19 protein-coding genes are annotated in these 19,472 nt (G+C 60.2%); 9 read left to right on the forward strand and 10 right to left on the reverse strand.

What is annotated here, in order from left to right; translation table 11 throughout:
- Window positions 1–13 precede the first annotated feature (13 nt).
- The 4 genes from fmt to A7317_RS28830 are packed head-to-tail and all read left to right on the forward strand — an operon-like array spanning window position 14 to window position 4,000.
- Window positions 14–967 carry a methionyl-tRNA formyltransferase gene (gene fmt, locus A7317_RS28815; RefSeq protein ID WP_069077290.1) on the forward strand — a complete coding sequence of 318 codons (954 nt, stop codon included), beginning with the start codon at window positions 14–16 and terminating at the stop codon, window positions 965–967.
- Window positions 964–2,274 carry a 16S rRNA (cytosine(967)-C(5))-methyltransferase RsmB gene (rsmB, locus tag A7317_RS28820; protein WP_069077291.1) on the forward strand — a complete coding sequence of 437 codons (1,311 nt, stop codon included), beginning with the start codon at window positions 964–966 and terminating at the stop codon, window positions 2,272–2,274. The genes fmt and rsmB overlap by 4 nt, the downstream gene beginning before the upstream one ends.
- 22 nt (window positions 2,275–2,296) lie before the next feature.
- Window positions 2,297–3,670: a Trk system potassium transporter TrkA gene (gene trkA, locus A7317_RS28825; RefSeq protein WP_024072567.1), complete on the forward strand. Its 1,374-nt coding sequence runs from the start codon at window positions 2,297–2,299 to the stop codon at window positions 3,668–3,670.
- Window positions 3,671–3,688: 18 nt separating this feature from the next.
- Entirely contained in the window at window positions 3,689–4,000 is a 312-nt protein-coding gene (locus A7317_RS28830; RefSeq protein WP_024072566.1) for a tetratricopeptide repeat protein, read from the forward strand.
- A 74-nt stretch (window positions 4,001–4,074) separates the two neighbouring features.
- On the opposite strand, the gene A7317_RS28835 is transcribed toward A7317_RS28830, so the two are convergent.
- The gene (locus tag A7317_RS28835) at window positions 4,075–4,962 is read right to left on the reverse strand and encodes a lysophospholipid acyltransferase (protein WP_017848962.1); all 888 of its coding nucleotides are present in this window, start codon (window positions 4,960–4,962) and stop codon (window positions 4,075–4,077) included.
- 40 nt (window positions 4,963–5,002) lie between these two features.
- On the reverse strand, window positions 5,003–5,560 hold the full coding sequence (locus A7317_RS28840; RefSeq protein ID WP_024072564.1) for a DNA-3-methyladenine glycosylase I: 558 nt from the start codon (window positions 5,558–5,560) through the stop codon (window positions 5,003–5,005).
- 81 nt (window positions 5,561–5,641) lie between these two features.
- Between A7317_RS28840 and glyQ the strand changes: the two genes are divergently transcribed.
- The 4 genes from glyQ to A7317_RS28860 all read left to right on the forward strand — a co-directional run bounded on the left by glyQ (window position 5,642) and on the right by A7317_RS28860 (window position 10,038).
- The gene (gene glyQ, locus A7317_RS28845) at window positions 5,642–6,595 is read left to right on the forward strand and encodes a glycine--tRNA ligase subunit alpha (protein ID WP_003213601.1); all 954 of its coding nucleotides are present in this window, start codon (window positions 5,642–5,644) and stop codon (window positions 6,593–6,595) included.
- Window positions 6,592–8,646 carry a glycine--tRNA ligase subunit beta gene (glyS, locus tag A7317_RS28850; RefSeq protein ID WP_024072563.1) on the forward strand — a complete coding sequence of 685 codons (2,055 nt, stop codon included), beginning with the start codon at window positions 6,592–6,594 and terminating at the stop codon, window positions 8,644–8,646. The genes glyQ and glyS overlap by 4 nt, the downstream gene beginning before the upstream one ends.
- Window positions 8,646–9,185, forward strand: coding sequence for a D-glycero-beta-D-manno-heptose 1,7-bisphosphate 7-phosphatase (gene gmhB, locus A7317_RS28855; protein WP_172831391.1), 540 nt, complete (start codon window positions 8,646–8,648; stop codon window positions 9,183–9,185). Before glyS ends, gmhB begins: the two co-directional genes overlap by 1 nt.
- 82 nt (window positions 9,186–9,267) lie before the next feature.
- Entirely contained in the window at window positions 9,268–10,038 is a 771-nt protein-coding gene (locus tag A7317_RS28860; RefSeq protein WP_024072561.1) for a lysophospholipid acyltransferase family protein, read from the forward strand.
- A 181-nt stretch (window positions 10,039–10,219) separates the two neighbouring features.
- On the opposite strand, the gene A7317_RS28865 is transcribed toward A7317_RS28860, so the two are convergent.
- Window positions 10,220–12,499, reverse strand: a complete 2,280-nt coding sequence (locus A7317_RS28865) for a CHASE2 domain-containing protein (RefSeq protein WP_024072560.1) — start codon at window positions 12,497–12,499, stop codon at window positions 10,220–10,222.
- A 3-nt stretch (window positions 12,500–12,502) separates the two neighbouring features.
- Complete coding sequence (locus tag A7317_RS28870; protein WP_223817836.1) at window positions 12,503–13,435, reverse strand: FecR family protein; 933 nt, start codon at window positions 13,433–13,435, stop codon at window positions 12,503–12,505.
- Window positions 13,436–13,728: 293 nt separating this feature from the next.
- Between A7317_RS28870 and A7317_RS28875 the strand changes: the two genes are divergently transcribed.
- Window positions 13,729–14,451 carry a response regulator transcription factor gene (locus tag A7317_RS28875; protein ID WP_024072558.1) on the forward strand — a complete coding sequence of 241 codons (723 nt, stop codon included), beginning with the start codon at window positions 13,729–13,731 and terminating at the stop codon, window positions 14,449–14,451.
- Between the two features lie 155 nt (window positions 14,452–14,606).
- Here the strand turns inward: A7317_RS28875 and A7317_RS28880 are convergent, their stop codons facing one another.
- The 6 genes from A7317_RS28880 to A7317_RS28905 are packed head-to-tail and all read right to left on the reverse strand — an operon-like array spanning window position 14,607 to window position 19,461.
- Window positions 14,607–15,044, reverse strand: a complete 438-nt coding sequence (locus tag A7317_RS28880) for a hypothetical protein (protein WP_024072557.1) — start codon at window positions 15,042–15,044, stop codon at window positions 14,607–14,609.
- Window positions 15,025–15,792 (reverse strand): SDR family NAD(P)-dependent oxidoreductase, encoded by a 768-nt coding sequence (locus tag A7317_RS28885; protein WP_024072556.1) that lies wholly within the window; start codon window positions 15,790–15,792, stop codon window positions 15,025–15,027. The genes A7317_RS28880 and A7317_RS28885 overlap by 20 nt, the downstream gene beginning before the upstream one ends.
- Before the next feature lie 8 nt (window positions 15,793–15,800).
- On the reverse strand, window positions 15,801–16,571 hold the full coding sequence (locus A7317_RS28890) for an SDR family NAD(P)-dependent oxidoreductase (protein ID WP_069077293.1): 771 nt from the start codon (window positions 16,569–16,571) through the stop codon (window positions 15,801–15,803).
- Window position 16,572: 1 nt separating this feature from the next.
- On the reverse strand, window positions 16,573–17,721 hold the full coding sequence (locus A7317_RS28895; protein WP_024072554.1) for an NADH:flavin oxidoreductase: 1,149 nt from the start codon (window positions 17,719–17,721) through the stop codon (window positions 16,573–16,575).
- Window positions 17,722–17,734: 13 nt separating this feature from the next.
- Complete coding sequence (locus A7317_RS28900; protein WP_069077294.1) at window positions 17,735–18,934, reverse strand: AfsA-related hotdog domain-containing protein; 1,200 nt, start codon at window positions 18,932–18,934, stop codon at window positions 17,735–17,737.
- Window positions 18,931–19,461 carry a DUF2867 domain-containing protein gene (locus A7317_RS28905; RefSeq protein WP_069077295.1) on the reverse strand — a complete coding sequence of 177 codons (531 nt, stop codon included), beginning with the start codon at window positions 19,459–19,461 and terminating at the stop codon, window positions 18,931–18,933. The genes A7317_RS28900 and A7317_RS28905 overlap by 4 nt, the downstream gene beginning before the upstream one ends.
- Window positions 19,462–19,472 lie beyond the last annotated feature (11 nt).

Here is a 19,472-nt window from a genome sequence, read left to right on the forward strand (position 1 = left end):
ACCGAGAACGCCCATGACCGAGCCACTGCGCATTGTTTTTGCCGGTACCCCTGAATTCGCCGCCGAACACCTCAAGGCGCTGCTCGCCAGCCCTTATGACATCGTTGCGGTGTACACCCAGCCGGATCGCCCGGCCGGGCGCGGGCAAAAACTGATGCCGAGCCCGGTCAAGCAATTGGCGCTCGAGCACAACATCCCCGTGCTGCAACCGCCAACCCTGCGTAACGCCGATGCCCAGGCCGAACTGGCCGCGCTGAAACCGGACCTGCTGGTGGTGGTGGCCTATGGCTTGATCTTGCCGCAGGTGGTGCTGGATATCCCGCGCCTCGGTTGCATCAATAGCCATGCCTCGCTGCTGCCACGCTGGCGCGGCGCCGCGCCGATCCAGCGCGCCGTGGAAGCGGGCGACAGCGAGAGCGGCGTGACCGTGATGCGCATGGAGGCGGGTTTGGACACCGGCCCGATGCTGCTCAAAGTCACCACCCCGATCACGGCCGCAGACACGGGTGGCAGCCTGCACGACCGCCTCGCCGAGATGGGCCCGCCCGCCGTGATCCAGGCCATTGCCGGTCTCGCTGCCGGAACCCTGCAGGGTGAGGTGCAGGACGACAGCCTGGCCACCTACGCCCACAAGCTGAACAAGGACGAAGCCCGCATCGACTGGAACCGCCCGGCTGTAGAGCTGGAGCGCCTGGTGCGTGCGTTCAATCCGTGGCCGATCTGCCACAGCACACTCAGTGGCGAAGCCTTGAAAGTCCTGGCCGCCACCCTGGCCAACGGCAAAGGCGCCCCCGGTGAAATCATCGGCGCCAGCAAAGAGGGCTTGTTGGTCGCCTGCGGTGAGCAGGCACTGTGCCTGACCCGCCTGCAATTGCCAGGTGGCAAGGCGCTGAATTTCAGCGATTTGTACAACAGTCGCCGTGAGAAATTTTCCCTGGGCACGATCCTCGGGGCGGTAGCCCAATGAACCCGCGTCTGGCCGCCGCCAAGGCCCTGGCCGCCGTGCTCAACGGCAAGGCTTCGCTGAACAGTTCGCTGCCCACCCAGCTGGATAAGGTCGAAGACCGTGATCGCGGTTTCACCCAGGACCTGGCCTTTGGCACCGCGCGCTGGCAGCCACGCTTGTCGGCGCTGGCGGCCAAGCTGCTGCAAAAGCCCTTCAAGGCGGCCGATGCCGATGTGGAGGCGCTGCTGTTGGTGGGCCTCTATCAGTTGCTCTATACCCGCGTGCCGGCCCACGCAGCCATCGGTGAAACCGTTGGTTGCGCCGACAAACTGAAAAAACCCTGGGCCAAGGCCCTGCTCAACGCCGTACTGCGCCGCGCCCAACGCGAAAGCGAAGCGCTGCTGGCCGAGCTGGAGCATGACCCGGTGGTGCGCACCGCACACCCGCGCTGGCTACAGAAATCCCTGAAAGCCTTCTGGCCTGAGCAATGGGAAGCCATCTGCGCGGCCAACAATGCGCACCCGCCGATGATCCTGCGGGTCAACCGTCGCCATCACAGCCGTGATGCGTATCTGCAATTGCTGACGAACGCAGGCATCAACGCCACGCCATGCGTGTACAGCACCGACGGCATTGTGCTGGAAGCGGCCACCGACGTGCGCAGCCTGCCGGGTTTCGCCGAAGGCTGGATCAGCGTCCAGGACGAAGCCGCGCAACTGGCCGCCGACCTGCTCGACCTGGCTCCCGGCCAACGCGTGCTGGACGCCTGCTGTGCTCCAGGCGGTAAGACATGTCACATCCTCGAAGTTGAAAAGGACCTGGCCGGTGTAGTAGCTGTCGATCTTGAAGCCAAGCGCCTGGTGCGCGTACGCGAAAACCTCGCACGCCTTGGGCTCAGCGCCGAACTGATCGCCGCCGACGGCCGCGACACCGCCACCTGGTGGGACGGCAAACCGTTCCAGCGCATCCTGCTCGACGCGCCGTGTTCCGCCACCGGTGTGATCCGCCGCCATCCGGACATCAAGCTCACCCGTCAACCCGACGACATCGCCGCCCTGGCCGTGCTGCAAGGCGAACTGCTCGACGCCCTGTGGCCGACCCTGGAGGTCGGCGGCATCCTGCTCTACGCCACCTGCTCTACGTTGCCCACCGAAAACACCGAGGTCATCGAGGCCTTCCTTGCGCGCACCAGCGGTGCGCGCGAACTGGACCTCGCCACGAGCGCCGGCATCAAGCAGCCCCATGGCCGCCAACTGCTTGCACAGCAAGGCGGACACGATGGCTTCTACTACGCCAAACTGATCAAGATTGCCGCCGCACGCGGCTGAATGGGTTTAAGGGAGTGACCGGATGAAAATCATCATCCTCGGGGCAGGGCAGGTCGGTGGCACGTTGGCCGAACACTTGGCCAGCGAAGCCAACGACATCACCGTGGTCGACACCGATGCCGAGCGCCTGCGTAACCTGGGCGACCGCCTGGATATTCGTACTGTGCAGGGCCGTGCATCGTTTCCTACGGTGCTGCGTCAGGCGGGTGCCGACGATGCCGACATGCTGGTCGCCGTCACCAACAGCGACGAGACCAATATGGTCGCCTGCCAGGTCGCCCACACCCTGTTCCATACCCCGACCAAGATCGCCCGTGTTCGCGAAGCTGCGTACCTGACCCGCGCCGGCCTGTTCGACAATGATGCGATCCCGGTGGACGTGTTGATCAGCCCCGAACAAGTGGTGACTCACTACATCAAGCGCCTGATCGAAATTCCTGGCGCCTTGCAGGTGATCGACTTCGCCGACGGCAAGGCGCAACTGGTCGCGGTGAAGGCTTACTACGGTGGCCCGCTGGTGGGCCAGCAACTGCGCCAGCTGCGCGAACACATGCCGAATGTGGAAACCCGCGTGGCGGCGATTTTCCGCCGTGACCGGCCGATCCTGCCCCAAGGCGATACGGTGATCGAAGCCGATGACGAAGTTTTCTTCATCGCCGCCAAAGCCAATATTCGTGCGGTGATGAGCGAAATGCGTCGGCTCGACGAGACGTATAAACGCATCGTCATCGCCGGTGGCGGGCAGATCGGCGAGCGCTTGGCCGAGGCGATCGAGAGCCGCTACCAGGTAAAAATCATCGAGATGAGCCCGGCACGCTGCCGGCATTTGTCCGACACCCTCGACAGCACCGTGGTCCTGCAAGGCAGCGCCTCGGACCGCGACCTGTTGATGGAAGAAAACATTGCCGACGCCGATATCTTCCTGGCCCTGACCAACGATGATGAAGCCAACATCATGTCTTCACTGCTGGCCAAAAGGCTGGGGGCCAAGAAGGTGATGACCATCATCAACAACCCGGCCTACGTCGACCTGATCCAGGGCGGCGATATCGACATCGCTATCAGCCCGCAGCTGGCCACTATCGGCACCTTGCTTGCCCATGTGCGCCGTGGCGATATCGTCAGCGTGCACTCCCTGCGCCGAGGCGCCGCGGAAGCCATCGAGGCGATTGCCCACGGTGATTCGAAGTCGAGCAAAGTGATTGGCAAAGCCATTCGGGATATCGGCCTGCCACCGGGCACGACCATTGGCGCGATCATTCGGGATGAAGAAGTGATCATCGCCCACGACGACACGATGATCGCCACCGGGGACCATGTGATCCTGTTCCTGGTGGATAAGAAACATATCCGCGATGTGGAGAAGCTGTTCCACGTGGGGTTGAGCTTTTTCTGATTAACCGGAGTGACCGACATGCTCGAATCCCTGGAAAAAATGCTCGCCAAGGGTGTGGATAACGCGCTGCTGCGCTTTGGGCTGGGCAAGGGCTATCTGGACTTGAAGGACAACGCCAAGGCGGCGGAGCATTTGCACAAGTGTGTCGAGTTCGATCCGAAGTATTCAGCTGCGTGGAAGCTGCTGGGCAAGTCTTACGCCGGATTGGGCAATCATCCGGCTGCACGACAGGCCTGGGAGAAGGGCATTGAAGCGGCACAGGCCCATGGCGACAAACAGGCCGAAAAAGAGATGGCGGTATTCCTGAAAAAACTCGACCGCCAGGCTTGAGCGGAACTCAAATGTGGGAGGGGGCTTACCCCCTCCCACATTTGGTTTTGTATTGGCCTTGGGTCAGCGCTGGGTCAGTACCACCGCGCCTCACCCGGCGGGCGTTTCTTGAAGCGTTTCATGCTCCACATGTACTGGCTTGGGTAGGCGCCGACGTAACGCTCCACCACCTTGCTCATCGCCGCGCAGGACGTAGCAGTGTCGGTGCTGTACATGTCTTCCGGCGCCGCTTCCAGAATCACTTTGTAGCCCGAGCCATCCGGCAGGCGCAGCGCATGCAGGAACACACCGACGGCCTTATGGCCGGCGAGCATGTTCGGCACGAACTTGCTGGTCAGCGCCTGCGTAGCGAAGAACGGCACGAAGATCCCGGCGGATTCCGCCGGTTCAGGGTCGGCGGGGATGCCCACCTGGCCACCTTTGCGCACTTCCTTGATCACACTGAGGATACCTTCCTTGGTGGAGGCGGCCACGCGGTTACCCAGTTGCACGCGCTGCTTGCGTAATAAGTCGTCCACGGCCTTGAGCTTGGGCGGGCGGTAGAAAATGATCGGTTTGCACTGGCTGCAATAGAAATGGTTCAACACTTCCCAATTGCCCAGGTGGCTGGTGATACCGACCACGCCTTTGCCTGAGGCCAGGGCTTCATGCAGCACTTCCAGGCCCTCGACCTCGCGCACCAGGTCGATGGAACGCTGCGCCGGCCAGATCCAGGCGCAGGCGCTTTCGGTCAAGGACTTGCCGATGTCCATCAGGCTGCGGCCCACCAGGCGCTCGCGTTCGGCCGGGTCCATGTCCGGGAAGCACTTGGAGAGGTTGATCCGCACCGTGTCGCGGGAGCGGTTGGGGGTTTTCCACATGATCCAGCCAATGGCCGAACCCACGGCTTGCACCGCGCGCCAAGGCAGCAGGGCAAACAACCGAAGAGCGCCTACCAGCAAGGCGCCTTTAAACTTTTCCACAGGTCACTCCTGATCGTGTGTAGTGCGCAAAGCGCGCATTCTAACCGGCGTTGGCCAGGTCCGCGTAACGGTCACAGTCCTGGGTGTGGTCCATGACCATGCCTGAAGCCTGCATGAACGCGTAGCAAATGGTCGGGCCGACAAAGGTGAAACCGGCTTTTTTCAGGGCACGGCTCATGGCCTCAGCCTCCGGCGTAATCGCCGGGACTTCGCTGCGGTCCTTGAAATGATTGATCTTGGGCACGCCGCCGACAAACGACCAGAGCAATCCCACGGGGTCCTCCAGCGCCAGCCAGGCCGCGGCATTTCGGCGGGTCGCGTTGAGCTTCAAGCGATTGCGCACAATGCCTGGGTCGAGCATCAACGCTTCGATCTCAGCGTCGGTCAGGCGCGCCAACCGCTGCGCATCAAAACCGAACAAGACCTTTCGATAATGCTCGCGTTTGCGTAAAACGGTGATCCAGGAAAGGCCCGCCTGGAACCCTTCGAGCAAAAGCAACTCGAACAAACCCTGCGCGTCGCGCAGCGGCGTTCCCCACTCCTGATCGTGATAAGCCATGTACAGCGGATCTTCAGAACACCAAAAGCAGCGTGGCATAAGGCTCCAGGGGATGGTGGCGCGGCCGAATCGGGTATACTCCCGCTCTTTAAATCGCAGCCCAAGTAACAGGTGAATTTCGTGAGCCAGCCTACGCCAGCCGTGCGTACCTTCCAAGACTTGATCCTCGCCCTCCAGCAATACTGGGCCGAGCAAGGTTGTGTGGTACTTCAGCCCTACGATATGGAAGTAGGCGCCGGCACTTTCCACACCGCTACCTTCCTGCGGGCCATCGGCCCGGAAACCTGGAACGCCGCTTATGTGCAGCCCAGTCGTCGCCCGACTGACGGCCGCTACGGCGAGAACCCGAACCGTCTGCAGCACTACTACCAGTTCCAGGTGGTACTGAAGCCGAACCCGGACAACTTCCAGGAGCTGTACCTGGGCTCGCTGAAACATGTCGGCCTGGACCCGCTGGTCCACGACATCCGTTTCGTCGAAGACAACTGGGAGTCGCCAACCCTGGGCGCCTGGGGCCTGGGCTGGGAAGTCTGGCTCAACGGCATGGAAGTGACGCAGTTCACCTACTTCCAGCAAGCGGGCGGCATCGAGTGCTACCCGGTGACCGGCGAGATCACCTACGGTCTTGAACGCCTGGCCATGTACCTGCAAGGCGTGGACTCGGTCTACGACCTGGTGTGGGCTGACGGCCCGTTCGGCAAAGTGACTTACGGCGATGTGTTCCACCAGAACGAAGTGGAGCAGTCGACCTATAACTTCGAACACGCCAACGTCGAGAAGCTGTTCGAACTGTTCGACTTCTATGAAAGCGAAGCCAAGCGCCTGATCGAACTGGATCAGCCGCTGCCGTTGCCGAGTTATGAAATGGTGTTGAAGGCCTCCCATACCTTCAACCTGCTGGACGCCCGCCGTGCCATCTCGGTAACCGCGCGTCAGCAATACATCCTGCGTGTACGCACCCTGGCGCGTTCCGTCGCCCAAGCCTACCTGCTGGCACGCGCCAAGCTGGGCTTCCCGATGGCAACCCCGGACCTGCGTGATGAAGTGTTGGCTAAGCTGGAGGCTGCACAATGAGTGCTCAAGATTTCCTGGTTGAACTGGGCACCGAAGAGCTGCCACCCAAGGCATTGAACACCCTGGCCGATGCGTTCCTGGCCGGTATCGAAAAGGGCCTGCAGACCGCCGGCCTGAAGTTTGCCGCGAAAAAAGTCTACGCCGCGCCACGTCGCCTGGCCGTGTTGCTGACCGCGCTGGAAACCCAGCAGCCGGACCGCAGCATCAACCTCGACGGCCCGCCACGCCAGGCGGCTTTCGACGCCGAAGGCAACCCGACGCAAGCCGCACTGGGCTTCGCCAAGAAGTGTGGCGTCGAGCTGAGCGAGATCGACCAGAGCGGCCCGAAACTGCGTTTCAGCCAGGTCATCAAGGGCAAGCCGACCGCCAGCCTGTTGCCGACGATCGTTGAAGACTCCCTCAACGACCTGCCGATCCCTAAGCGCATGCGCTGGGGGGCACGCAAGGAAGAGTTCGTGCGCCCGACCCAGTGGCTGGTGATGCTGCTCGGTGACCAGGTCATCGACTGCACCATCCTTGCCCAGAAAGCCGGCCGCGATTCCCGTGGTCACCGCTTCCACCACCCGCAAAGCGTACGTATCACCGCGCCGGCCAACTACCTTGATGACCTGCGTGCAGCGTACGTGCTGGCGGATGCCAATGAGCGTCGCGAGCTGATCAGCAAGCGCACCGAAGAGCTGGCCCGCCTGCAGGAAGGTACTGCCATCGTGCCGCCAAACCTGCTCGACGAAGTGACCGCCCTGGTTGAATGGCCGGTGCCGCTGGTGTGCTCGTTCGAGGAACGCTTCCTCGACGTGCCGCAGGAAGCGCTGATCACCACCATGCAGGACAACCAGAAGTACTTCTGCCTGCTGGACGTGGACGGCAAATTGTTGCCGCGCTTTATCACCGTGGCCAACATCGAGAGCAAGGACCCGCAGCAGATCATCGCCGGTAACGAGAAAGTCGTGCGCCCGCGCCTGACCGACGCCGAGTTCTTCTTCAAGCAAGACAAGAAGCAGAAGCTCGAAGACTTCAACCTGCGCCTGCAAAACGTGGTGTTCCAGGAAAAACTCGGCAGCGTCTACGACAAAGCCGTACGGGTTTCCAAGCTGGCGGCCTACATTGCCCCGCGCATTGGGGGTGACGCGGCATGGGCCGCGCGTGCCGGCCTGCTGTCCAAGTGCGACCTGGCCACCGAGATGGTGGGCGAGTTTCCGGAGATGCAAGGCGTTGCCGGTTACTACTACGCCCTCAATGACGGCGAGCCGGACGATGTCGCCCTGGCACTGAACGAGCAGTACATGCCGCGCGGTGCTGGCGCCGAGTTGCCGACCACCCTGACCGGTGCGGCCGTGGCCATCGCCGACAAACTCGACACCCTGGTGGGTATCTTCGGTATCGGCATGCTGCCTACTGGCAGCAAAGACCCCTATGCCTTGCGCCGGGCGGCGCTGGGCGTGCTACGGATCCTGATCGACAAGAAGCTCGACCTCGACCTGACCCAGGCCGTGGTGTTCGCTGTCGGCCAGTTTGGTGGCAAGGTCAAGCAAACCGGCCTGGCTGAACAGGTACTCGAATTCGTATTCGACCGCCTGCGTGCGCGTTACGAAGACGAAGGCGTGGACGTTTCGGTGTATCTGTCGGTACGTGCCCTGCAACCAGGTTCGGCGCTGGACTTCGACCAGCGCGTACAGGCCGTACAAGCGTTCCGCAAGCTGCCGGAAGCCGATGCCCTGGCCGCCGTGAACAAGCGTGTATCGAACCTGCTGAGCAAGGCCGAAGGCCTGGGCAACGCCGATGTCGACCCTGGCCTGTTCGCCGATGCCAAGGAGTTTTCGTTGAACTCGGCTATCGCCAAGGCCGAAAACGCGGTGAAGCCGCTGATCGCCGAACGTAACTACGCCGAAGCCCTGGCACGCCTGGCCACCTTGCGTGAGCCGGTGGACGCGTTCTTCGAAGCGGTGATGATCAATGCCGAAGATGCTGGCGTGCGGAAAAACCGCTACGCCATGCTGGCGCGTCTGCGCGGCCTGTTCATCAACATCGCTGACATTTCCGTACTGGGCTGATCATGTTGAAACTGCTGATTCTCGATCGGGACGGAGTCATCAATTACGACTCCGACGCTTACATCAAGTCGGTGGCGGAATGGATTCCATTGCCCGGTTCGATCGAGGCCATCGCGCAGTTGAGCAAAGCCGGCTGGACGGTGGCCATTGCCACCAACCAGTCCGGCATCGCCCGCGGCTATTACGACATCGCCACACTGGACGCCATGCACGCGCGCTTGCGCACATTGGTGGCCGAGCAGGGCGGTGAGGTGGGGCTGGTGGTGTACTGCCCCCACGGGCCGGATGAGGGCTGCGATTGCCGCAAACCCAAGCCTGGCATGCTGAAAACCATTGCAGAACATTACAACGTGCCCCTGGCTGGGCTATGGTTCGTCGGGGACAGCCTCGGTGACCTGGAGGCGGCCAAAGCCGTCGACTCTCAGCCAGTTTTGGTTAAGACCGGGAAAGGCGAAAAGACCCAGGCGAAAAACCTGCCGGTAGGCACCTTGATTTTTGACGATCTGGCGGCGGTTGCCGCAGAACTTATCAACAACTAGCCGCCCTCGACTTCCTGACCAAGGACTGTTCGGGAGTGCGCTTTTAACAGGCGGGCGTTGTCCCGCAACGGTAAATGCCGCCATGTCGATTTTGCAGGCCATCAGAACCTTCTTCTTTTACCTGCTGTTGGGCACCAGCTCGTTTCTCTGGTGCACCCTGAGCTTTTTTATCGCGCCCTTCCTGCCGTTCAAAGCGCGCTATCGCTTCATCAACGTCTATTGGTGCCGCTGTGCGTTGTGGCTGACCAAGGTGTTCCTGAACATCCGTTTCGAGGTCAAGGGCGCGGAAAACGTCCCGGACCAGCCTTGCGTGATTCTGTCGAACCACCAGAGCACCTGGGAGACGTTCTTCCTGTCGGCGTACTTCTCGCCTTTGAGCCAGGTGCTCAAGCGTGAACTGCTGTACGTGCCGTTCTTCGGCTGGGCCATGGCCATGTTGCGGCCGATCGCCATCGACCGTGACAACCCCAAGGCCGCACTCAAGCACGTGGCCAAGAAGGGTGATGAGTTGCTCAAGGACGGTGTGTGGGTGCTGATCTTTCCGGAAGGTACACGCGTGCCCTACGGTACCGTCGGCAAGTTCTCCCGGGGCGGCACCGCGTTGGCGGTCAATGCCCACCTGCCTGTGTTGCCCATTGCCCACAACGCCGGCAAGTTCTGGCCAAAGACCGGTTGGGCCAAGCGTGCTGGCACTATCACTGTGGTGATTGGCGAACCGATGTACGCCGAGGGGGAAGGGCCGCGGGCCATTGCCGCGCTGAATGACCGCGCTGCCGCGTGGAACGAAGCCCAGCAACGCGCCATGGGTTCGCTGCCACCGGAGCCGGTGGTGGTCGAGACGCCGGTGATTTGAGGTTCTGTGGATAACCTGTGTACGGATTGTTGGCAAATTGGCATTTTTACCGTCTAACAACCTGATTTAATTACATATTTCCCCGCATCATAAAATCCATAAAAACGTGCATAAGTTTTTTGCGCAGTAAAAAACCGGTCCTTGAGACCGGTTTTTTATACACAGCCGAATAGTACGTGGGTCAGTCTTCCAACAAGGGCAGTTGCAGGCTGAATGTGGTGCCTTTGCCTACCACACTTTCACACCTGATAAGGCCACCATGGCGCTCTACAACGGCCTTGACCATGGTCAGCCCCAATCCAAGACCTTCACTGCCTTGAGCGGACTCGAAGCGCCGATACTGGCTGAACAGCTCGGGTAAATCTTCAGCGGCAATCCCCGGGCCCTGGTCGCTGATGCGGCATTCCAACCAGCCTTGTGCGCTGCTGTGTCTCAACCTTACCGTGGTACCGGACGGGGAATACTTGATCGCATTCTCCAGCACGTTGAACAACGAACGCGTGAGCAACGATTGATCGGCTGAAACCATGCCTTCGTCCGCCTCGTCGAGGTCATGGACCAAGTGAATGCCCTTGAGCTGCGCAATCAGCGCCACCTGGTCGAAGGCATCCATCACCAGCATGGCGAACAGCGTCGGCTGGAATTGGTAGCCGTCAGCTTCCGCCTTGGCCAATTGCACGAAGGACTCGGTGAGGCTCAAGGCACGTCGAACCTGTTGCTCGATCTGGGCGAATACGGGCGACTCACCATTGTGCACATCCAACAGCGCGAGGATCGCCGAGTGGGGTGCGCGCAAGTCGTGAGAGAGGAAGCGCAGCATCGTCTCGCGGTGCTGCTGGGCCTCACGTTCCTTACTCAGGTCTGTCAGGCTCAGTAGCCATCCGAGTGCGACGTCACCGTCGGCGGGCAACAGCGGCGCAAGTTCCATTCGCAGGCTGCGTTGATGAATGTCGCGGAACTCGACGAGTTCGAGCGCCGCAAGCGCGGGTCGCACGCCGTTATGCAACGGTGGATACCCCAGGTCAGCGAGTTGTTCGAGAAGGTTTTCGCTGACCAGGTCATTACCGAACACATCGCGGGCGATGCGGTTAGCCAGCAGGATGTTGCCTTTGGGGTCGGTGATCAGCGTCGCCACCGGCAGGCACTCCAGGCCATCGGCCATAAAGCGGCGAGTGTCCCGCGTACGACCGACAGCTTGCTCAAGGGCGAAGATACGCGCCTGCAACACATCCCCCTTGCTGGCCGGCGCGCGACGGCGTTCGGGCAGTACTTTGGGTTCGTTATCCAGCCGCGCCAGTTCCCAGCCGAAATAGGCGAGGATCACACTCAAGCGGCGCCAATTCCAGATCAGGTAACTCAACAGCAGGCCAATCAGGCAGGCCGCCGGCGACCACCAGTGCCCCAGGCGTAACAACGCCCAGGAACCGAGCAGCGCAACCGCCATGCAGCCCAACGTCATCCACAATGCATAGCGCGGCCGGTACAGCAGCAGGCCGAGCAACAACGCCACCAGGAACGTCGCCATCGTTGCCGCCAACCAGCCAGGCAGATCGACAATGCTGCGCCCTTGCAGCAAGCCATTGAGCACGTTGGCCTGGATCTCCACCCCCGCGGTCGTGCCCACGGTGGAGGAGAGGGGTGTAACGAACCGGTCACCCATCCCCGAAGCGGTAGCCCCCACCAGGATCAGGCGATTACGTAGCAGTTCGGAAGGGACTTCACCATGTAATACGCTGACGTAGGACACGCTGGGAAAATGAGTGTGCGGCGCGATGAAAGGGATACGGATGGCGTGCTCGCGATGCCAGGTTTGAGCACTTGAATCCTGGGGCTCCCCCGGCATGGCCTGGGCTTCGCCGCTCAACTGGTACGCCAACCACGCCAACTGCGCGGCGGTGGCTGCAGGCGGTCCTTCACGCATGTACAGGCTGCGCACCACGCCGTCGCTGTCCGCCTCAACATTAATATGCCCAACGCCCTTGGCGCATTTGAGCAGCGGCAGCATCTGCTCCCCTGGCTCGCTGTAGCTGGCGGTGCCCTCGCGCACCAGTGGCAACAGCACATTCCCCGCGTTGCACACTGCCTCGGCCAGGCGTTTGTCGTTGGCAGCGTTGCCGGGCTCGCTGAAGATCACATCAAACAGAATGCCTGCCGGTTGCGCGGCACTCAGGCGATCGATCAAGTCGGCGTGCAAGCTGCGTGGCCAGGGCCATTGGCCGAGCTTTTTCAAGCTCGCGTCATCAATTGTTACCAGCAAGATGCGTGGGTCAACGGGTAAGGGGGTAAGACGGCGCAGGCTGTCATACAACGGATTGTTCAGGGCGAGGCCGGGGCTCAAGGACAGATAGGCCGTGATCGGCAGCAACAGTAAACCGATCCACAACCACTCGCGGACCAACCCGTGGAACAGGCGTTGGGCATGGGTGGGTTGGCGTTTCTCGGCCTTGCGCCAGAACATCATTGGTCAGCCACCGGAAGCCTGCGCCTGCGTGGCGGGCGGGTAGTAGAAGATGTCATAGACCCCGGTTTCTCCTTCCAGGCCATGCTCGTCATACGCCGATACACGAACGTGATAGAACGATGCCTTGAGCCCAGTGAAGCTCATTTTCGGCTCACTGGAAAAGTTTTCCTGCTGGATGTTCATAAAGGCTTTATCAGTCGCCACTTGGGCGCGATACCGCCGGGCACCGGGCAACGGTCGCAGGTACAAACGCCAGACCGGCGCATCACCTTTCTGCCCATCCTGGCCGATAAGCCTGGGCGCGGACAGTAACTCAACGGGGTGAAGATCACCTTGTTGCTTGAACAGCAGGCCTTGCCGGCCATCGACCTTGACCTCTGCTTCGGCAGGCGCGGTTTTCAGGGCGCGATTGACCGCCACCTGACCATCAAGCACCTCCAGCATGGACTGTTCACCGTCATCACGTACTCGAAAGTGCGTGCCTCGCACACCCAACACACCGACAGGGGTGATGATCTGGAACCGGTCGTAATCACTGGCTCGCTTGATCACATACGCTTCAACCTGGCCTTGTTCGAGTATGACCTGCGGAATCGACCGCTTCTCGACCAGGCGCAAGCGCACCTGGGAACTGGAGGGCAGCACCAGCCGCGAGCCATCCCCCAACGACAGGCTGACAAACGCCGACGCCGATGTCTTCACACCCTCCTGCTCATCGATGGTCATGCCTTCCTGCAAAGGCATTGCCTTGCCTCGCGGGTCGAGTTTCCAGGCATCCCCGGTGACATGCTGGACGACGGCCGGCAAAGGTTGCGCACGGCAAAGAAAATCATCATCGAGGTAGGGGGGACGCGTCTTGGCACCGGCGCTGGCCGAAGCTACCAGGATCAACAGGGCGGGGAGGGTACGGCGCGTCGCGCGGGGAGAGAGGGTCATGGTGCTCATTAAGGTATGGGTTCCAGAAGGCATCTGACATCAACGCGCAGGTGTTGGCGGCAGCGTACCTGTCGGCTGATCCTTTTACTTACGATCGGGAGCCGGTATCTTTCCCACCTGGGTATCGAGGACTTTCAATGGCTTAACGGCCCTTTGATATCAGCGTACCGAGAGTTCCAAGGGGGCGTTGAATCTGACCACAATTCTTCAGATTCAGAGGCCGGCAACTGTGCAGTATGTGCCATATATCCAAGGCCGTCGGCTGCCTAATATTAGAAGAAAGGACCTTCGACATGCGTGTCGCAATACTGGATGACGAACCCGCTGAACTGCGGCGGGTGGAACAGACACTGCGACAAATCCCCAGTATCACGGAACAGCCCTGGTCTCTGCATTGCTTCGAACGCGGTGAAGACCTGCTGCGCCAACTGCGCCGCGAAACCTTTGACCTGCTGATACTCGACTGGCAATTGCCTGATATCAGTGGCATCGCGATACTGCGCTGGACACGCGAACACATGGAAGCGCCCCCCGCGGTCATCATGCTGACCAGCCGTGATGCCGAGAGCGATATTGTCACTGCGCTCAACAGCGGCGCCGATGATTACGTCAGCAAACCCTTTCGACCCAATGAGCTCAAAGCGCGAGTCACCGCCGTTTTGCGTCGGCATGGTTTTCAGAAGTCCGCGAACAACGAAGTACAAAGCTTCAACGACCTGACCTTCGATGACGCCGAACTCACTGTTACCCGTGCGGGCAAACCAATCAACCTGACCGAACGCGAGTACCGATTGGCCAGTTGCTTGTTTGCCAATCTGGCACGGCCGCTTTCCCGAGAGTACCTCTATGAGCGGTTCTGGAGCCATGAGGAAATGGTCTCTTCAAGACCGTTGGATACGCATATCTATCGGCTGCGTAACAAGCTTGGCCTGACGGCCGACCGGGGTTGGCAGCTGTTGACCATCTATGGGTATGGGTATCGGTTGGAGAGTGTGGCGCCGGCGACTCAACGCTGAAAATCACGATGTTCCACGTGGAGCATTTTAAAAAACGGCCTGAGCAGTCCAGGCCGTTCTCGGTTCCAACAGGATTGTCGTGTTGATGCCGACCCCGGGATTGACCGATCGGTGAAATCTCGGCAACTGGGTCAACTCGGCATCGGCGCCAACCATCAGTAAGAACGGGCCCCTTCTCGGGTGGGTTTAGCGACGTTGCGCTCGAATAATCTGTGGGAAAACTCCAGTACCGCCAGCAACAGTTGAACGACACCCAGCACCAGCAAGAAAGGCGAAGCGCCACCGCTGACGGCCAATACCTGCAGTACCACTACGATCACGCGCAGCAAGGCGCTGAGACGGGCATGTTCGCGTGTGGGGGCTCGCCAACGCACAAAGCCCCACACAAGGTATGCCCAGGCGCCGATGTTGAGCAGGAACATGGCCGTGGGGTCGAGCGTCGAGAAGCGGCTGTTGAAGCCCAGTTGTTGATCGACCCATTGGATCATTGAATAGGCCCAGACGGACACCATCGGCAAGGCGAATGGGGCCATTGCAAGAATGTCGTATATAGCGCCAACGCGTACGATTTTCTCATGTGTGGATTGGGTCATTGCGGGTCTCCTCCTTGAGTGGTTGGTTCAGCAAGTCGCGAATTTCTTGGAACTCTCCCGATTTCAGTCCATTACGATGGCGCTCGGCCAAAACCTGGACAATATGCCCAGCGCGGGAGTCGGCGTCGACGATGTAGCCGGGAACTGCCGCTCGTTGCCGCAGCGCGACAAGATCGCTGAAACGTTCATCCGCCGCCATGATGGTCCGCGCCACAGTCGTCTGGACGTTGCAGAGCCCCAGAACTGCAAAGAATGTGTGTGGGTTTTCCAATTGATAGATTTTTGCCAGAGCATTCAACGCTGCCTTGGATACGGAATATGAGAGCATCCCCGCACGTTGGCGCAGTGCCGAAATCGATGATGAGAAGACCACGGTACTGGGGGGCGGCGTCGCACTCAGCATAATATCCAGGACCATTTTTACGGCGCCCAGGTTGAGCGCCAAGACGCTATTGAACTCCTGCATCGAGGTCTGCGTGGCCAGTTGGGGCGCGCCGCCGAACCGTCCCGCATTCAGGTAGACGGTCTCTACCGGGGCAGGGGTGCGCGATAGTAACGTCTGCAAGATTGCCGGTGCGCGCTCGATATCGGTCAAATCGCACCGCATAAAGTGGAAGTGCTCCTGTGGCGGGATATTGGCCGCAGGATTTCGTGACACCGCGAGCACCTCGTCGCCCCTGGCCAGGTGATAGCGTGCCAGGGCGTTGCCGATACCGGTGCTTACACCGGTGATCAATATGCTAGCCATGATTACCCCTAGAATTTGCCGATGTGATAGCCGCCATCGGCGCTGAGCACTGTGCCGGTGATATAGCTGGATCTCTTGCTCAGCAAAAACATGATCGCATCGGCGATTTCCTCTGGCTGGGCAAAGCGCTTCATGGCCGTCACGTCACGCTTGCGCTGGGTGTTTTCCGGATGGGCAGCCAGCCGTTCCGGAGAGTTCATACCTCCCAGTGTCGGCCCGGGCGCTACGGCGTTGACGCGCACGGCAAAGCCGGAATCGCTGTCGCAGGCATTCTCCATGGCGGCGACCTGCGTCAAGGCATTGAGCGCTGTCTTGCTGGCGACGTAGGCCGCCTGATTGGCCATCGGCATCACGCCAGCGCACGAGGAAACATTGACGATCGCTCCATCGGGGTACTGGCTGATCAATGCCAGTTCTTTTTGCAGGCAGTAAAGGGGGCCGTTCAGGTTGGTGTGGATGACCCTGTTCCAGTCCTGCGGCTGGATTGTCGCGATCGGCGCGTAGGGGGCGGTAATGCCTGCGTTGTTGATGGCGTAGTGCAACTGATCAACCTCGCCAGCCACCTTCCCGAAGGCTTCGGCTACTGAAGTTTCCGACGCTACATCGCAAAAGATGAACTGCGCCGAAGCCCCGAGTATCTCCAGAGCGGCGGCAGCCTTTTGCTCGTTTCTGCTCATCAGGAACAGCCGCGCGCCCGCTCCGGCCAGTTGCTTTGCCACGGCTAGGCCGATACCGCTTGCTCCGCCGGTGATGACGACGTTCTTGTCTTGAAATTCCATGTTATTGATTCCCGTAATGGATGTGAGCGGGCCGCTTGTAATGCTCATTCACGCAGCAATACACCCGATCGAGTTGCGGATTGCTCTTGTCTCGAAAGCAGTTACCGTCAAACCGGCATTGCTGGACCTGATCCTCATGGCCGGCGAGCGACTTGCTGATCAGGTCGTTATCGGCAAAAAGGGCTCGGCTCATGCCGACCAGATCACAGTGACCCAGCCGCAGTTGATCTTCTGCCTCCTGCAGCGAGCCAATGAAACCGGCATAGCCGACCGGGAGCGAGGTGAACGACTTGATCAGCCGCACCCCTTCGACGAACTGTCGCTGAATCTCAGGATGGGCAGAAAGCATGTAGCGGAAGGTTTCCTTGATGGTGATCGAGCACATGATTGCCGACGTCCCGGCGTCCGCCAGAGCAGCCACTACGTCCTCGAGCAGTTCCGGTTGCTGCCCGCTGGTGCCCAGACAATCATCGATGCCCAGGCGCACGGAAACCTCCAGGTCTCCAGCGGTAACCCTATGAATGCGGTCGATGACTTCCAGCAGGAACCGCGCTCGCTTGAGCGGGCTGGCGCCATAGGCGTCACGCCGATGGTTGGTCCAGGGCGATAGAAAACTGCTCAGCAGATAGCCGTTGGATGCCTGGAGCTGGACCATTTTGGCGCCGGCCTGTCTGGCACGCAGAGCCGCTTGGGCAAACTGATCGCAGACAGCGTCGATGTCCTCGACACTCATCTCTACCAACAGATCGGCACCGCTGCTACCGGATAACGCACTGCGGCTCGGGCAAAGCAGCGGTTGGCCGCTGATCTGCGTGCCACCTTGGGCTCCGTAATGCTGAAGTTGCACCACCACCGGACAGTCCCGCTGGTGGCCGTACTCCACCAGCGGCGCGAGCTTTTCCAGGTTGGCATCGCTGTGCAGGCACAGGCCTCGCGCATGCAGGCGCGTGGAGGGCGCTATGGAGGAGTTGCCCAGTACCACCATGGCGCAGCCACCGTCGATCACATGTTGATAGAAAGTGAGCATTTCTTCGGACAGCGAACCGTCCGAGGTGGCCAGGTCGATGCCCATCGGGGCGAAATACAATCGGTTTTTCAGCGAAACGCTCTTACCGATCACCAGTGGGCGTTGTGAAAGCTCATAGCTCATGGGCGAACGATCCTCATGCCACGATTTGCTCGTGGGCCAGAGGGGCTGGTGAAGAGGCCGCGGCCCATCGCATCTGCCCGGCAAAGAAGCAGTGGCACTTGATCGTTTCACGGAGTTCGCTGGCCTGGTCCTTGGACAACTTACCGAACACCAGCACCCGCTGGTCGGATTCGCCGGTGGAGCAGGTCGAAGCAACTGGCAGGCTGAGGAAACCACCCCCTTCGATGTAGAGCGATACGGTGCTGACCGTGCTCCAATCGATGGCCCCGGCTTGATGAGTCACCAGCACTCCCAGTACCGAGAGCAGGCTCAGCCTGGCTTGCAACACGCTATCGGCGTGATGCACGAGGATGTTCTTGGGCAAGCGATCGGAAGGGGTAAACCAATGATCCTGAGGGTAGTTCAACGAGCGCATGCGTTTGAACAGCGGTAACTTGATCACTGCGCCTTGCAGCCAAAGACGCGACACCAGCCGACCGTTCTGATAGAAGTTCGCGCACTTGTCGATGGACTTGGGTTGTGATCGCCTGAGGCCCTGGGCCTGCTGCACCACGATTTCGACTTCATAGGCCGATTCGGTGTAGGCATTGAAGGAAATGCGCAAGTCTTCGATGGAAATGGAAACTGCGCCGCGCCGGTGCCCCAAGTAGTTGTAGACGTAGTAGTACATGGCTTGCCTGGCCACCTCGATCAACATCAGGCCCGGCACATGTTCGTGCTGCTTGTTATAGAAGTAGTAATTCTTGGTGTCATTGATCAACAGATAAGACCCCTGCCTGGCCTTATCCCACTGCGCGAGCGCTTCAAGGCACTCGATCATGCGTAATACCTGGTCGGACGGTATTTCGGCATCACCGCCCTGAAAATGCTGGGCAAGGTAGCGTTGGGCCTGCAGGGGGATGAATTCAGCCGTGAGGATGAAGTGGTCGCCGCACTCGGTATAGAAATCAGTCAGGCGGATCTCGAAGGTGGAGAGTGTGCTCGCCTGTTCCGCACTGATTTTCAAGGGCAGATAGCGCAGCACATACTGGCCATCTTGCGCACTGTACAGCGCCTCGAACAGGGCCTGATCCTGCGCGTTGCCAGCCAGTATTTCTGCACCAATCGTAGTACTGAGAAAACTGGGCAGAATCAGCCTTGGTCGAGCGATCAGGACATCCTTGGGGCTGTCTTTGTGCAACAGATGGGGGTCAATCAAGTCTGCGCAGTTCATGGGTTGCGATCTCCAAGTGAGCGAATTGGGGAATGTAGGGGGAGACGGGACAGCAAAAGCTTAATGATGGGCCCATGTACCGGCGCCACCGGCAGCATGTAGAGGCGGCCGAAAGTATTGAAGGTCTTGACGGAGGTGGTGATATGCAGGCAACGCGGTTGCGTGAGTGTTGTATCGATCGAGACCATGACCGCCAGATGGGTATCGCGTGAGGTCAGTACCAGCTTGTGTGCGCTGAGGGCCTCGACGGTGAAGAAATCGAGCTTTTCGCCGACCGTCGGGACGCACTCTGGTGTGACGCCCGAGAACCCGCCGATCTTCTCGACGTGAAAGTGCTGCGAGATGCTGTCGCGCAGCCTGAACGCACCTTTGAGCCAGGCGGGCGTCGCGGCCGTCATCAGGCAATACAGTTCGAATACCGTGGATTCGGTGTCGATGATCGCGCTGGCCGAATGCAGAAAACCTAGCTCATGGAGCTCGGCCACCAGGCTGGCGCACGGTGGGATCTGGGCGTTTGGCGTCTTCATGATGGATGACA

This window comes from Pseudomonas fluorescens, assembly GCF_001708445.1.
Lineage (GTDB): Bacteria > Pseudomonadota > Gammaproteobacteria > Pseudomonadales > Pseudomonadaceae > Aquipseudomonas > Aquipseudomonas gorinensis.

Coding starts and splice junctions, on each gene's coding strand:
- A7317_RS28875 (WP_024072558.1), top strand. CDS start 13,729: ATGCGTGTCGCAATACTGGATGACGAACCCGCTGAACTGCGGCGGGTG.
- A7317_RS28860 (WP_024072561.1), top strand. CDS start 9,268: ATGTCGATTTTGCAGGCCATCAGAACCTTCTTCTTTTACCTGCTGTTG.
- glyS (WP_024072563.1), top strand. CDS start 6,592: ATGAGTGCTCAAGATTTCCTGGTTGAACTGGGCACCGAAGAGCTGCCA.
- A7317_RS28840 (WP_024072564.1), bottom strand. CDS start 5,560: ATGCCACGCTGCTTTTGGTGTTCTGAAGATCCGCTGTACATGGCTTAT.
- fmt (WP_069077290.1), top strand. CDS start 14: ATGACCGAGCCACTGCGCATTGTTTTTGCCGGTACCCCTGAATTCGCC.
- rsmB (WP_069077291.1), top strand. CDS start 964: ATGAACCCGCGTCTGGCCGCCGCCAAGGCCCTGGCCGCCGTGCTCAAC.
- A7317_RS28880 (WP_024072557.1), bottom strand. CDS start 15,044: ATGACCCAATCCACACATGAGAAAATCGTACGCGTTGGCGCTATATAC.
- A7317_RS28830 (WP_024072566.1), top strand. CDS start 3,689: ATGCTCGAATCCCTGGAAAAAATGCTCGCCAAGGGTGTGGATAACGCG.
- A7317_RS28895 (WP_024072554.1), bottom strand. CDS start 17,721: ATGAGCTATGAGCTTTCACAACGCCCACTGGTGATCGGTAAGAGCGTT.
- A7317_RS28900 (WP_069077294.1), bottom strand. CDS start 18,934: ATGAACTGCGCAGACTTGATTGACCCCCATCTGTTGCACAAAGACAGC.
- trkA (WP_024072567.1), top strand. CDS start 2,297: ATGAAAATCATCATCCTCGGGGCAGGGCAGGTCGGTGGCACGTTGGCC.
- A7317_RS28885 (WP_024072556.1), bottom strand. CDS start 15,792: ATGGCTAGCATATTGATCACCGGTGTAAGCACCGGTATCGGCAACGCC.
- A7317_RS28865 (WP_024072560.1), bottom strand. CDS start 12,499: ATGATGTTCTGGCGCAAGGCCGAGAAACGCCAACCCACCCATGCCCAA.
- A7317_RS28905 (WP_069077295.1), bottom strand. CDS start 19,461: ATGAAGACGCCAAACGCCCAGATCCCACCGTGCGCCAGCCTGGTGGCC.
- A7317_RS28870 (WP_223817836.1), bottom strand. CDS start 13,435: ATGACCCTCTCTCCCCGCGCGACGCGCCGTACCCTCCCCGCCCTGTTG.
- A7317_RS28890 (WP_069077293.1), bottom strand. CDS start 16,571: ATGGAATTTCAAGACAAGAACGTCGTCATCACCGGCGGAGCAAGCGGT.